The organism is Streptomyces sp. NBC_01232, from assembly GCF_035989885.1.
Taxonomy (GTDB): domain Bacteria; phylum Actinomycetota; class Actinomycetes; order Streptomycetales; family Streptomycetaceae; genus Streptomyces.
In genome coordinates, this window is the sequence record NZ_CP108518.1 from 3,515,866 (window position 1) to 3,528,858 (window position 12,993).

Consider the following 12,993-nt stretch of genomic DNA (forward strand, 5'->3'; position numbering starts at 1 on the left):
CCCCACGAGGAGTGAGCATGTCCGAGGTCAAGCTTTCCGCCAAGATCCGTGACACCTTCGGCAAGGGCTCCGCCCGTCAGGCCCGTCGCGACGCCCTGACCCCCGCGGTCATCTACGGCCACGGCACCGAGCCGAAGCACGTCAACGTCGACGCCCACGCCCTTCAGCTGGCGCTGCGCACCCCGAACGTCCTGCTCTCCCTGGACCTCGGCGACGCCGGCACCGAGCTGGTCATCCCGAAGGCCGTGCAGAAGCACCCGCTGAAGCGCTCGATCTCCCACGTCGACTTCCTGATCGTCAAGAAGGGCGAGAAGGTCACCGTCGACGTCGCGATCGTCACCGAGGGCGAGCTGGCCGCCGGCGGCAACATGCTGGAGACCCTCCAGAACACCATCTCCGTCGAGGCCGAGGCCACGCACATCCCGACCGAGGTCACCGTCTCCATCGCGGGCCTCGAGGCCGGCGCGACCATCCACGCCTCGGACCTGGTCCTCCCGAAGGGCACCACCCTGGCCGTCGACGGCGACATCGCCGTCCTGCAGGTCGTGGCCCCGCAGGCCGAGGAGCCGGCCGCCGAGGCCGAGGGCACCGAGGCCTGAGCCTCGCCCCACCCCCTCAGCAGTTGCTGACCGACCGCCGTCCGGCTCCACTGGAGCGGGACGGCGGTCGTCTTCGTAGAGGAACCGAGGAGCTTTTGATGTCGGACGAAGCGGCGCCCTGGCTGATCGTGGGCCTGGGGAACCCGGGACCGGAGTACGCGGGCAACCGCCACAACATCGGGTTCATGGTGGCCGACCTGCTGGCGGAGCGGATCGGCGGGAAGTTCAAGGCGCACAAGGCCCGCGCCCAGGTGGTCGAGGGCCGCATGGGCCCGCCGGGGCCGGCGAACCGCCGGGTGGTGCTGGCCAAGCCGATGACGTACATGAACCTGTCCGGCGGCCCGGTGACGGCGCTGCGCGACTTCTACAAGGTGCCGCTGGAGCGGATCGTCGCGGTCCACGACGAGCTGGACATCGACTACCCGACGCTGCGCCTGAAGCTGGGCGGCGGGGACAACGGGCACAACGGCCTGAAGTCGATGACCAAGTCGATGGGCCCCGACTACCACCGGGTGCGCTGCGGCATCGGCCGGCCGCCGGGCCGCATGCAGGTCGCGGACTTCGTGCTGAAGGACTTCTCCTCCACGGAGCGCAAGGAGCTGGAGTGGTTCGTGGACCGCGCCGCGGACTCCGTGGAGTGCCTGATCGCCGAGGGTCTGGAGCGCGCCCAGTCGGCGTACAACTCCTGACCGGCAGGACACGAGGAAGCCCCCGCACCGTCCGGTGCGGGGGCTTCGTCGTGCCTGGGCGGCGGTCCGGGCCGTACGGGCCCTGCGGGTGCTCAGCCGGTGTTGCGCAGGCCCGCGGCGACGCCGTTGACCGTGAGCAGCAGGGCCCGGGCGAGCAGCGGGTCGGCCTCCTCGCCCCGGGCGGCGGCGGCGCGCTGGCGGGCCAGCAGGGAGACCTGGAGGTAGGAGATCGGGTCCAGGTAGGCGTCGCGCACGGCGAAGGTCTGCTGGAGCACCGGGTTCGAGCCGAGGAGCTCCTGGGCGCCGGTGATCCGCAGAACCTCGCGCACGGTGAGCTCGTGCTCGGCCTCGATGCGGGCGAAGACGTGCTTGAGGTTCTCGGGCACGAGGGTGTCGACGTAGTGGCGGGCGATCCGCAGGTCGGTCTTGGCCAGCGTCATCTCGACGTTGGACAGGAAGTTGCGGAAGAAGTGCCAGCGTCCGCCCATCTCGGCGAGGACGTCCTCCTGGCCCGCCTCGCGCAGGGCCTTGAGGCCGGAGCCGACTCCGTACCAGCCGGGGACGATCTGGCGGGACTGGGTCCAGCCGAAGACCCACGGGATGGCGCGCAGTCCGTCGAGGCCGGCGCCGGAGTCGGGGCGGCGGGAGGGCCGGGAGCCCAGGTGCAGGTCGGCGAGCTGGTCGACGGGGGTCGCGGCGAAGAAGTACGAGGGCAGGTCGGGGTCCTCGACGAGCTCGCGGTACGCGGCGTGCGCGGCGTCGGAGACGACGTCCATGGCCGCGTCCCAGCGGGTGAGGGCCTCGTCGGACTGGCGGGGCGCGGTGTGCAGGGCGGAGGCCTGCAGGGTGGCCGCGACGGTCAGTTCGAGGTTCTCCCGGGCCAGCGAGGGGACCAGGTACTTGTCGGAGATGACCTCGCCCTGCTCGGTGACCTTGATCTCGCCCTCGAGGGTCCCCCAGGGCTGGGCGAGGATCGCGTCGTGGGAGGGGCCGCCGCCGCGGCCGACGGTGCCGCCACGGCCGTGGAAGAGGCGCAGGCGCACGCCGTAGCGGTGGGCGACGTCGCGCAGCCGGCGCTGGGCGCGGTGGATCTCCCACTGGGAGGTGGTGATGCCGCCGAACTTGGAGGAGTCGGAGTAGCCGAGCATGACCTCCTGGACGTCTCCGCGCAGGGAGACAAGGCGCCGGTAGGAGGGGTCGGCGAGCATCTCGTCGAGGATGACGTCGGCGGCGCGCAGCTCGTCGGTGGTCTCCAGGAGCGGGACGATGCCGATCTTGGCCCAGCCGGTGTGGAGGTCGATGAGGCCGGCCTCGCGGGCGAGGACGGCGGCGGCGAAGACGTCGTCGGCGCCCTGGCACATCGAGATGATGTACGACTCGATGACCTCGGGGCCGAACTTCTCGAAGGCGTCCTTGATGGCACCGAAGACGCCGAGGGTCTTGGCTCCGGCGGCGTCGAGCGGGGCCGGGGTGGGCGCCAGCGGGCGGCGGGAGCGCAGTTCCTTGGCGAGGAGCTTCTGCCGGTACTCGCGCGGCATGTCGGCGTAGCGCCAGGACTCCTCGCCGAGCCGGTCGAAGAGCTGGCCGAGCGCGTGGTGGTGGGCGTCGGCGTGCTCGCGCACGTCCATCGTGGCGAGCTGGAGCCCGAAGGCGGCCAGGGTGCGGATGGTGCGGTCCATGCGGCCGTCGGCGAAGAGCGCGCCGCGGTGTTCGCGCAGGGAGGTCTGGATGAGGGTGAGGTCGGTGAGCAGCTCGGCGGTGCCGAGGTAGTCGCGGCCCTCCTCGTGCGGGATGCCCTTGGCGAGGCGCTCGCGGGTGTTGAGGAGCTTCTGCCGGATGCAGGTGGCCTTGAGGCGGTACGGCTCCTCGGCGTTCAGCCGCTTGTAGCGCGGGCTGATCTCGGGGAGGCGCTCCAGGTCGGCCTGGAGGGAGGCGAGGAGTTCCTCGGTGGCTCCGGTGTAGCGGATGGAGTTGGAGAGGAGTCCGCGCAGATAGTCGATGAGTTCCAGCGCGTCGGTGATGCCGTGCTCGTGCTGGAGGATCAGCACGTCGCGGGTGACCTCGGGGGTGACGTTGGGGTTGCCGTCGCGGTCGCCGCCGATCCAGGTGCCGAAGGTGAGGGGGCGGGTGCCGGCGGGGATCTCGACGCCGACGCGCTGGAGCTCGGCGGCGAGGTCCTCCAGTACGTCCCCGACGGCGCCGGCGTGCAGCTCGTCGAGGTAGTAGATGGCGTTGCGGGCCTCGTCGGCGGGCTCGGGGCGCACGACGCGCAGCTCGTCGGTCTGCCAGACGAGGTCGATGTTCTCGGCGAGGCGCAGGTCGTGGCGGCGGCGGTCGCCGGCGCCGGTGACCGGCTCCTCCAGCAGGGTGGCGATGCGGCGCAGCTTGTTGAGGACGCTGCGGCGGGCCGCCTCGGTGGGGTGCGCGGTGAAGACGGGGCGGACGTTGAGGTTCTTGACCGTCGCGCGCAGGTGTTCGGGGTCGGCGTCCTTCAGCATGTCGGCCGTACGGGCGAGGAGCCCGCCCTCGGCGGCACGGTGGGCGCGCAGCTCCTTGCCGCGGTGCACCTGCTCGGTGACGTTGGCGAGGTGGAAGTAGGTGGAGAAGGCGCGTACGAGCTTGGCGGCGGTCTCCAGGTCGGTGTCGCCGAGCAGGGCGGCGGCGGCCTCGCCGTCGGTGCGGGTGAGGGCGCGGACGCGCTCGACGAGGTCGAGGAGGTCCTGGCCCTCCTGGCGTACGAGGGTCTCCCCGAGGAGGTCACCCAGGCGGCGGATGTCCGCGCGCAGTTCCGCGTTGGCGGTGGCGGCCGGGGTGACGGGGGCCTGGCCCTGGGGGGCCTGGTCAGCACTGCTCACAGGTGCGGCTCCTTGCAGTGTTCGAGCGCTACTGGGCGGTGGGCTCCCGGCGACGTGCGGCGATGCCTTCCCCGGACTCGGTCCGGGGGCGGGATCTCCGCTCCTGATGCGCAGCTCGGGCTGCCCGTGCGGACCGCGCTGTCCGACGGGACCCAGGATAGGTGTCCGACGCGTGTGCCTGGACAAACGTCTCATCAGGCGGCGCGTGAACACCTCGCGCGCGCTCCTCCTCCCGGCGCTGCCCCTCTTGCCAGCTCACCCGGCTTTGCCATACTTACGATGCCGTAGGTTACGGGTCCGTAGGGTTTCGTAACCAGGGAGCCTCCCGCCTTCTCTCACCCCCCAGGGGACACCCATGACCACCAGTCCCGATCTGATCGAGGGTGCCACCGCGCCCTCCGACACGTCCGAGCCGTCCGCGACACTCGGCGGCGAGAACAAGCGGTCCATCGAGCAGATCGCTCTGCTGCTGTTCATCACCGTTCCCTTCGTGGCGCTCCTGGCCGCGGTCCCGCTGGCCTGGGGCTGGGGGGTGAGCTGGCTGGACCTGGGTCTGATGGTCTTCATGTACTTCCTGGCCTGCCACGGGATCACCATCGGTTTCCACCGCTACTTCACGCACGGTTCCTTCAAGGCGAAGCGGCCGCTGCGGATCGCGCTCGCCGTGATGGGGTCGATGGCGGTGGAGGGTCCGCTGGTGCGCTGGGTGGCCGACCACCGCAAGCACCACAAGTTCTCGGACCACGAGGGTGACCCGCATTCGCCGTGGCGGTTCGGGGAGACGCTGCCGGCCCTGATGAAGGGGCTGTGGTGGGCGCACATCGGCTGGCTCTTCGACGAGGAGCAGACCGATCAGCAGAAGTACGCCCCCGACCTGATCAAGGACCCGGCGATCCGCCGGATCTCGCGGGACTTCATCTTCTGGACGATGTTCTCGCTGGCGATCCCGCCGCTGGTGGGCGGTCTGGTGACGATGTCCTGGTGGGGCGCGTTCACGGCGTTCTTCTGGGGCTCCCTGGTGCGGGTCGCGCTGCTGCACCACGTGACGTGGTCGATCAACTCGATCTGCCACGCGGTGGGCAAGCGGCCGTTCAAGTCCCGGGACCGCAGCGGCAACGTGTGGTGGCTGGCGGTGCTCTCGTGCGGGGAGTCCTGGCACAACCTGCACCACTCCGACCCGACCTCGGCGCGGCACGGTGTGCTGCGCGGCCAGGTCGACTCCAGCGCCCGGCTGATCAGGTGGTTCGAGCAGCTCGGCTGGGCGACGGACGTGCGCTGGCCGTCGGCTGCCCGCATCGATGCCCGGCGCAGGGAAAACGAGTCGAACGCGGCATGATGGGGGGCGTGGCGATCGACGGCAGTAATTCCAGCAGCGACAAGCCCAGGCGCGGCCGCCGGGTACGGATGACGGGCGCGGAGCGGCGCCAGCAACTGCTGGACATCGGCCGGACCCTGTTCGCGGAGAAGGGCTTCGAAGGCACCTCGGTGGAGGAGATCGCGGCGAAGGCCGGGGTGTCCAAGCCGGTGGTGTACGAGCACTTCGGCGGCAAGGAGGGCCTGTACGCGGTCGTCGTGGACCGGGAGATGCGCCAGCTGCTGGACGGGGTGACGGGCGCGCTGACGGCCGGGCATCCGCGGGAGCTGCTGGAGCAGGCGGCCTTCGCGCTGCTGGACTACATCGAGTCGTACACGGACGGCTTCCGGATCCTCGTCCGGGACTCGCCGGTCGCCCAGTCGACCGGCACCTTCGCCTCGCTGATCAGCGATATCGCCACGCAGGTCGAGGACATCCTGGGCCTGGAGTTCAAGGCGCGGGGCTTCGACCCCAAGCTGGCCCCGCTGTACGCGCAGGCGCTGGTCGGGATGGTGGCGCTGACCGGGCAGTGGTGGCTGGACGTCCGCAAGCCCAAGAAGGCGGAGGTCGCGGCGCATCTGGTGAATCTCGCCTGGCACGGGCTGGACGGGCTGGAGTCGAAGCCGCAGCTGGTGGGCCGGCGCAAGAACTGAGACGCGGTACGCGCAGGCATCACGACGGCGCCCCGTCACCGGAGATCCGGTGGCGGGGCGCCGTCGTGTGGTGCCGGGCGGTACGTCCTATGCGCAAGGTTCCAGAGCAGCGGGTTCCGGGTGGTGCCGCTCCAGGAATTCGAGCCGGTTGCCGACGGGGTCCTCCGAGTAGAAGCGGCGGTGGCCCGGCAGGTCGTCGTCCCAGACGACCTTGGCGCCCCGCTCGCTCAGTCTGCTCGCGTACGCCTCGATGTCGGTGACCCGCAGCCCCGGGTGGGCCTTGCGGGCGGGCCGGAAGTCCTCCTCGACGCCGAGGTGCAGCTGGACCGGGCCGGCGGCGAACCAGCAGCCCCCGCGTGCGGCGAGGACGGGCGGCTTGGGGATCTCGGTCATGCCGAGGACGTCCGTGTAATAGGCGCGGAGCAGGTCCTCCGAGTCCGGCGGCGCGGCGAGTTGCACGTGGTCGACTGCGGTCAGCACAGGTCATGCCTCCTTGCGGGCTACGGCGAAGATGCGGCGGAACGGGAAGACGGTGCCGCGCGGGCCGGTCGGGTAGGCCGCGCGCAGCCGGTCGCGGTATTCGGTGAGGAAGGCGTCCACGGCGTCGCGGTCGTCGCCGAGGGCGGTGAGAACGGGCCGCAGGGCGGTGCCCTTGACCCAGTCGAGTACGGGGTCGGGGCCCTGGAGCAGCTGGTGGTAGGTGGTCTCCCAGACATCGGCGGCGCAGCCGAGTGCGGTGAACCGGGCGAGGTATTCGGCGGGTTCGAGGAGGTGGATGTAGCGGGCGCCGTGTCCGGCGAGCCGGGACCGCCAGCGCGGGGTGTCGCACTGCTCGGCGAGCAGGGCGTGGCTGGGGGCGGTGAAGTTGCCGGGGATCTGGAAGGCGAAGGTGCCGCCGGGGCGCAGGCCGTTGATCCAGGCGCCGAAGGAGCCGGGGTGGCCGGGGACCCACTGGAGGGCGGCGTTGGAGACGATCAGGTCGTAGGGCTCTTCGGGAAGCCAGGTGGCGAGGTCGCCGTGGCGGAAGTCGAGGCTGCCGCCGCCGGGGGTGGGTCCGGCGTACTCCTCGCCGGCGCGGTGGAGCATCTCCGGGGAGAGGTCGAAGCCCGTGATGCGGGCCTCGGGCCATCGGTCGGCGAGGAGGGTGGTGACGTTGCCGGGGCCGCAGCCGAGGTCGGCGATGCGGGCGGGGCGGTGGGGGAGCTCGGGTATCCGGGTGAGCAGGTCGAGGAAGGGCCGTGTGCGGTGGCCCGAGTGCCGGAGGTACTGCTGGGGGTCCCAGGTGGGGGCGGATGGCGCGGTGGACGTGGGGGTCCCGGCGCGCGCGGTATCGGAATACATGTTCGAGCCTCCCTGCTGGCGGGGCGATCGGAAGCGGAATCCGTTCCGGCCCCCTCCATGCCCCATGCTCGCTTCATTTATATCTCGATGTCAAGATACTCGTGATCAAGATACTCGGTATGAAGAGACTTCACATCGACAGACCCCTTACACTGATCGGCATGGAGGACGAGGTCGACCGACTGGTGGCGGCATGGCGGCGGGAGCGCCCTGACCTCGACGTGGAACCGCTCGAGGTACTGAGCCGCGTCAGCAGGCTCGCGCGCCATCTCGACCGCGCCCGCCGGCTGGCCTTCTCCGAGCACGGCCTGGAGCCCTGGGAGTTCGACGTCCTCACCTCGCTCCGGCGGGCCGGCGCGCCCTACCAGCTCTCCCCCGGCCAGCTGTTGACCCAGACCCTGGTCACCTCCGGCACCATGACCAACCGCATCGACCGGCTGGCCAAGAAGGGCCTCGTCGAACGGCTCCCGGACCCCAGCGACCGCCGGGGGGTCCTGGTGCGGCTCACCCCCGAAGGACGGGACCGTGCCGACCAGGCCCTCGCCGGGCTGCTGGCCCAGGAGCGGGCGATCCTGGCCCAGCTCTCGCAGAACCAGCGCGGCGATCTCGCCGGGCTGCTACGCCAGTTGACCGCTCCGTTCGACAACATCCCCGGCTAGGTCCGCCGGTCGTACGCCGGCCCGCCGGGCCAGTGCCACCGCCGCCAGCGTGGAGTGCACCCCGAGCTTGCCCAGCACGTTCTGCATGTGGGTGCGGACCGTGTGCGGAGACAGGAACAGCCGCGCCGCCACGTCCTTGCGGCCCAGCCCCGCCACCATGCAGCGCAGCACCTCGCGCTCGCGCGGGGTCAGCGACTCCACCAGACGCTCGCTGTCCGTACGGTGCTTGCGCGCCGCGGTCAGTTCCCGGAGCACCCCGGTGAGCAGGGCGGGCGGCAGGTGGGTCTCCTCGCGCAGGACCCCGCGGATCACGGCCAGCAGCCGTGAGAGCGAACAGTCCTTCGCGACCCAGCCCGAGGCTCCCGCCTGGAGCGCGAGGGCGGCCCGACGGGGATCGTCGCGCTCGGCGAGCACGACGGTGCGGACCCCGGCATGGGTCACCCGCACCCCTGCGACCAGCGCGATCCCGTCCGAGGCCGGCGGCGGCGCCCCGGAGCCCGGCTCCCGCTGGGCGGGCACGGCCCCCGGGACCGCGCCGAGATCGGCGTCGACCAGCAGGACGTCGAAGCGACGGCCCTCGGCCGCCGCGCGTTCGAGGCAGCGCAGCGCGGCGGGACCGCTGCCGGCCGCGGACACGTCCACGTCCGGCTCGGCCGCGAGCGCGGCTGCGAGCGATTCGGCGAAGATGCGGTGATCGTCGACGACGAGAACCCGGATACGAACCACAAAACCCCCAAGGGTAGGGGAACGGACGACGGCGGGTACGGCGCCCGGACCGGGTGATCCGCAGCTGCCCCGGCCGCCGCCGTGACATCTCTGCACTACCCCGGACCGGACGACGTACCCGACTTGTCTCGACCCCTGAATCAACACCGGCCCCCACCGGTGTTACGCATCAGCGTAGGGCCGGGGGCGCCGGGCGGTTGGCCGAATAGCAGAAGTTTTCCCTCGGATTTTCCGGCGCGGGCGCTGCGAACCGGCTTTGTGGTGGCTTGAAATCGCCTGCCCCGAAGGTCCTGATGGCGGCTTCGGTACCGGCGTGTGCCGCGGGCAGTTGCACGGGGGGCATTTCACCCGGCGTGTGCACGCCGGGCGCCCGCGCACAGCGCCCGTCCGCAGCGCACGGCCCACACGCACACGCCCCCCGCACCGGTCGGGGTGCGGGGGGCGTGCAGGACGGCGGAGGTCCGGACGGCCGGGGGTTCCGGAAGGCTCAGGAGGCGTGCGTGCGCGCGAAGTTCCACGCGTCCGCGATGATCCCGGTGAGGTCCGAGCGGCTCGGGGTCCAGCCGAGGCGCTCGTGGGCCCTGCGCGCGGAGGCGACGAGCATCGCCGGGTCGCCGGCCCGGCGCGGGGCGACGACCTCGGGGATCTCCCGCCCGGTGACCTTGCGGACGGTCTCGACGACCTCGCGGACGGAGAACCCGCTGCCGTTGCCCAGGTTGCAGATCAGGTGCTCCCCGTCGGCGGCGACCCGCAGGGCGGCCAGGTGGGCCTCCGCCAGGTCGGCGACGTGGATGTAGTCGCGGACGCAGGTGCCGTCCGGGGTCGGGTAGTCCTCGCCGAACACCGAGATCGACTCCCGCTCGCCCAGCGCGACCTGGAGGACCAGCGGGATCAGGTGCGTCTCGGGGGTGTGCCGCTCGCCGAACTCGCCGTAGGCACCGGCCACGTTGAAGTAGCGCAGGGACACCGCGGCCAGGCCGTGCGCCACGCACTCCCCCGCGATCATGTGGTCGACGGCCAGCTTCGTGGCGCCGTACGGGTTGGTCGGCGCGGTGACCGAGGTCTCGGTCAGCAGGCCTTCCGTCGGCTCCCCGTAGGTGGCGGCGGTGGAGGAGAACACCAGCTTGCGCACGCCGGCCTCGCGCATCGCGGCCAGCAGGGCCAGCGTCCCGCCGACGTTGTTCTCCCAGTACTTGCCCGGGTTCACCACGGACTCGCCGACCTGCGAGGACGCCGCGAAGTGCAGCACCGCGTCGTAGGAGGCGTCCAGGTGGCGGGCGGCGTCCTGGATCCGGCCCTCGACGAAGGTGGCGCCCGCCGGGACCCCGACGCGGAAGCCCGTGCTCAGGTCGTCGAGGACGGTGACCTCGTGGCCGGCCTCCAGAAGGTGGGCCGCGACCACGCTGCCGACGTATCCTGCGCCACCGGTTACCAGGTACTTGCTCACTCGCCTACTGCCTCTCGCGGGGGAGCACGCGCGGGTTCGTGCGCGTGCTTGGAGACTGGCTTACCCGATTCCGCGCCCATGGGGAAATCGGCGGCCGGACCCCGCCGGTGCGTCAGCCGCGCGCGGCGGCGGACGGGGCCGTGGGCAGCGCCCGGTCCAGCAGGCCGGTACGGGCGGCCAGCGCGGCCGCCTCCAGCCTCGACCCCACGCCCAGCTTCATCAGGACCCGCTGCACGTGCGTACGGGCGGTGCTCGGGGCGATCTCCATGCCCGCGGCGATCAGCCGGGTGTCCTCGCCCTCGGCGACCCGGACGAGCACCTCCACCTCGCGCGGGGTGAGCAGCCGCAGCAGCCTGCTGCCCTCGTCGTCGGGCTGGGCAGCGGGGTTCAGCAGCTCCGCGAAGGCCCCCTGCAGCAGCTGCGGGGCGATCGCCACCTCCCCCGCCCTGGCCTTGGCCAACGCCCGTTCCACGCCCTCGATGCGCTCGTCCTGGCGTACGTACCCGCAGGCGCCGGCGGCGAAGGCGGCCGCGATCCCGCGCGGGCTGGGCACCGGGCCGAGGACGACCACGGCGGTCTGCGGGCGCTCCCGCTTGATGCGGACGACGGGCTCGAAGACCCCGGGCTCGGCCGGGGTGGCCGTGCCGAACAGGCAGACCTCCGGAGCGCGGCCGATGACCAGCTCGGCGGCGCCCGCCGCCGGGGCCGCGGCGGCCAGTACCCGGTGGCCGCGCAGCTTCAGGGCAGAGGCGAGTGCCTCGGCCAGCAGCCGGTGCTCGTCGACCACCACGACCCGTACGCCCATTGAGGAACCACCCCCCACCCTTCTGACCCGGCAAGCTACACGCTTGTTCGACGGTGCGAGGGGGATACCGCGCAGAAGCCCCCGATCGGTGCGGACCGTTCGGGGGCTTCTGGCGGTGCTGTGCGAGTCAGCTCGCGGTGAAGGAGACGAACAGGAAGTCCTTCTCGGTCTCCGAGAACGGCTTGCTGACGTTCTGCTTGGACATGAAGAGCTTTCCGTTGTGGTAACGGAACTCGGAGGAGAACTCGGGCGAGAAGGACGTCTCGCCGCTCCTGATGGCCTTGTCGGCCGGGTTCTCCATGAGGAGGGTTTCCTTCATCGTCTTGCCGTCGATGCTGACGATCTGGCCGCCCTTGTCGTACGGGGGGGTCTTGTAGGCGATGATGTTCGCCCCGTCCATGCGCAGCGGGTACATGGTGTACCGCTCGCCCGCGTCGGCGCGGTCGGTGGTCTGCTTGCCGGTCTCCAGGTCGAAGGAGACCAGCTCGTTGGTGCGGCCGCTGGGGGACTGGCCCTGGTGCTCGGCGGAGGGCACGTAGACCTTGCCGTTGCCGACGACCATGTTCGAGCACTTCTCGACGTCGGTGGAGGCGCACTTGGCGGCGAAGGAGCCGGCGACGAGGGGGATGCGGGCCTTCAGCTCGCCCTTGGGGTCGATGACGAACAGGTCGCTGACGCCCTTGCCGCCCTTGGCGTTGTCCCCGACGTCGGCCCCGACGACGAACGGCTTGGTGGAGACGATGTGTGCGTACTCGATGCCCTGGGAGAGCTTGTACGAGGCGGTGGGCGCGCCGGTGACCGGGTCGAGGATCTGCGCGTGCAGCGTGTAGTTGGGGTGCTGGCCGCACTTGCGGATGACACCGAGGGCCTCGCCGCCCGCGTAGCCGGTGTCGCGGCAGCTCTCACCGTCGACCTTGGGCTGCCACAGGTTCTTGCCGTCGGCGAGGTTCCAGGCGGCGCCGCCGCTGGAGACGCCACCCGCAGCGACGGTCTTGCCGCTGATGGTGATCTCGGAGAACTGGACGGGCTTGTCGCCGCCGGTGGCGCTCTTGACGTTGCCGGACCATGCGAGCTTGCCGGCCTCCAGGTCGATGACGCCGACCTCGGTGCACGGCGGGTACTTGTTCTCGGCCGTGGGCTGGGCGGGCCGGAAGAGGATCGCGCTCTTGTTCTCGCTGACGTGGTGGGTGGCGCCGCAGACCTCGCCCGTGAGGGGGATCTCCCACTTCTTGGAGCCGTCGACGAGGTTGTAGCCGACGACCTTCGACACGTCGGACTTGACGTAGGTGTTGTCGGTCAGCCAGGAGCCGTTGACGGAGACCAGGTCGGCGACCGTGGGGGCCGGGTGGTTGTAGAGGGTCTTCGACTTGGGATTGCCGGGGACCTTCTCGGTGCCGGGCGTGGAGACCTGGTTCTTGTCGCCGCCCGGGGAGGCGCTGGGGTCGCTCTTCGCGGTGGTCCCGCCGCCGTCGCCGGAGGTGTACCAGAGGCCGCCGCCGACGATGAGGACGATGGCCAGCAGGGCCGCGCCGACGATCATCAGCTGGGTGCGCTTGTCGTTGCCGCCGCCGGCCGCGGGCCGGGCCGCGGGTTCGGGCGCGCCGGGCGGGCCGGGCACACCGGGCGGGCCGAACGGCGGCGGGGTGCCGGGCTGCTGCGGGTAGCCGTAACCGGGACCGGACTGCGGGTATCCGTAGCCGGGCTGCTGGACGGGCGGGTAGCCGTAACCGGGCTGCTGGGCCGACGGGGCCGGCGGCTGCGGAGCGCCCTCCGGCGCGGGCGGGACCGGCGGGGGCGCGCCGAAGCCTCCCGACGGGGGCTGCTGCGGGGGCGGCGGGGTACTCGGCGTACTCATGCGGGGTTCT

General features: G+C 71.6%; 12 protein-coding genes. 5 read left to right on the plus strand and 7 right to left on the minus strand.

Features of this window, described 5'->3' with window-relative positions; all coding sequences use genetic code 11:
* The first annotated feature begins 17 nt into the window (after positions 1 to 17).
* The gene (locus OG444_RS16165) at positions 18 to 599 is read left to right on the plus strand and encodes a 50S ribosomal protein L25/general stress protein Ctc (RefSeq protein ID WP_327262840.1); all 582 of its coding nucleotides are present in this window, start codon (positions 18 to 20) and stop codon (positions 597 to 599) included.
* A gap of 98 nt (positions 600 to 697) precedes the next feature.
* Positions 698 to 1,288 carry an aminoacyl-tRNA hydrolase gene (pth, locus tag OG444_RS16170; RefSeq protein ID WP_327262841.1) on the plus strand — a complete coding sequence of 197 codons (591 nt, stop codon included), beginning with the start codon at positions 698 to 700 and terminating at the stop codon, positions 1,286 to 1,288.
* A 92-nt stretch (positions 1,289 to 1,380) separates the two neighbouring features.
* Here the strand turns inward: pth and ppc are convergent, their stop codons facing one another.
* The gene (ppc, locus tag OG444_RS16175) at positions 1,381 to 4,143 is read right to left on the minus strand and encodes a phosphoenolpyruvate carboxylase (RefSeq protein ID WP_327262842.1); all 2,763 of its coding nucleotides are present in this window, start codon (positions 4,141 to 4,143) and stop codon (positions 1,381 to 1,383) included.
* 355 nt (positions 4,144 to 4,498) lie between these two features.
* On the opposite strand from ppc, the gene OG444_RS16180 reads away from it, so the two are divergent.
* Together OG444_RS16180 and OG444_RS16185 are read left to right on the plus strand one after the other, a co-directional pair.
* Positions 4,499 to 5,479: an acyl-CoA desaturase gene (locus OG444_RS16180; RefSeq protein ID WP_327262843.1), complete on the plus strand. Its 981-nt coding sequence runs from the start codon at positions 4,499 to 4,501 to the stop codon at positions 5,477 to 5,479.
* Positions 5,476 to 6,150 carry a TetR family transcriptional regulator gene (locus OG444_RS16185; RefSeq protein ID WP_030008903.1) on the plus strand — a complete coding sequence of 225 codons (675 nt, stop codon included), beginning with the start codon at positions 5,476 to 5,478 and terminating at the stop codon, positions 6,148 to 6,150. The genes OG444_RS16180 and OG444_RS16185 overlap by 4 nt, the downstream gene beginning before the upstream one ends.
* Before the next feature lie 87 nt (positions 6,151 to 6,237).
* Here the strand turns inward: OG444_RS16185 and OG444_RS16190 are convergent, their stop codons facing one another.
* Positions 6,238 to 6,630, minus strand: coding sequence for a VOC family protein (locus OG444_RS16190; protein ID WP_327262844.1), 393 nt, complete (start codon positions 6,628 to 6,630; stop codon positions 6,238 to 6,240).
* A 3-nt stretch (positions 6,631 to 6,633) separates the two neighbouring features.
* On the minus strand, positions 6,634 to 7,491 hold the full coding sequence (locus tag OG444_RS16195; protein ID WP_327262845.1) for a trans-aconitate 2-methyltransferase: 858 nt from the start codon (positions 7,489 to 7,491) through the stop codon (positions 6,634 to 6,636).
* 161 nt (positions 7,492 to 7,652) lie between these two features.
* Here OG444_RS16195 and OG444_RS16200 point away from each other — a divergent pair, with 161 nt between their 5' ends.
* A complete protein-coding gene (locus tag OG444_RS16200; RefSeq protein ID WP_030386194.1) occupies positions 7,653 to 8,150 on the plus strand; it encodes a MarR family winged helix-turn-helix transcriptional regulator in 498 nt (165 codons plus the stop codon).
* Here OG444_RS16200 and OG444_RS16205 read toward each other — a convergent pair.
* The 4 genes from OG444_RS16205 to OG444_RS16220 form a co-directional block, all read right to left on the minus strand.
* Positions 8,109 to 8,876 (minus strand): response regulator transcription factor, encoded by a 768-nt coding sequence (locus OG444_RS16205; protein WP_327262846.1) that lies wholly within the window; start codon positions 8,874 to 8,876, stop codon positions 8,109 to 8,111. The genes OG444_RS16200 and OG444_RS16205 overlap by 42 nt on opposite strands.
* 487 nt (positions 8,877 to 9,363) lie before the next feature.
* A complete protein-coding gene (galE, locus tag OG444_RS16210; RefSeq protein WP_327262847.1) occupies positions 9,364 to 10,323 on the minus strand; it encodes a UDP-glucose 4-epimerase GalE in 960 nt (319 codons plus the stop codon).
* Between the two features lie 112 nt (positions 10,324 to 10,435).
* Positions 10,436 to 11,128, minus strand: a complete 693-nt coding sequence (locus tag OG444_RS16215) for a response regulator transcription factor (RefSeq protein ID WP_327262848.1) — start codon at positions 11,126 to 11,128, stop codon at positions 10,436 to 10,438.
* Positions 11,129 to 11,255: 127 nt separating this feature from the next.
* On the minus strand, positions 11,256 to 12,983 hold the full coding sequence (locus tag OG444_RS16220; protein ID WP_327262849.1) for an outer membrane protein assembly factor BamB family protein: 1,728 nt from the start codon (positions 12,981 to 12,983) through the stop codon (positions 11,256 to 11,258).
* Positions 12,984 to 12,993: the final 10 nt, after the last annotated feature.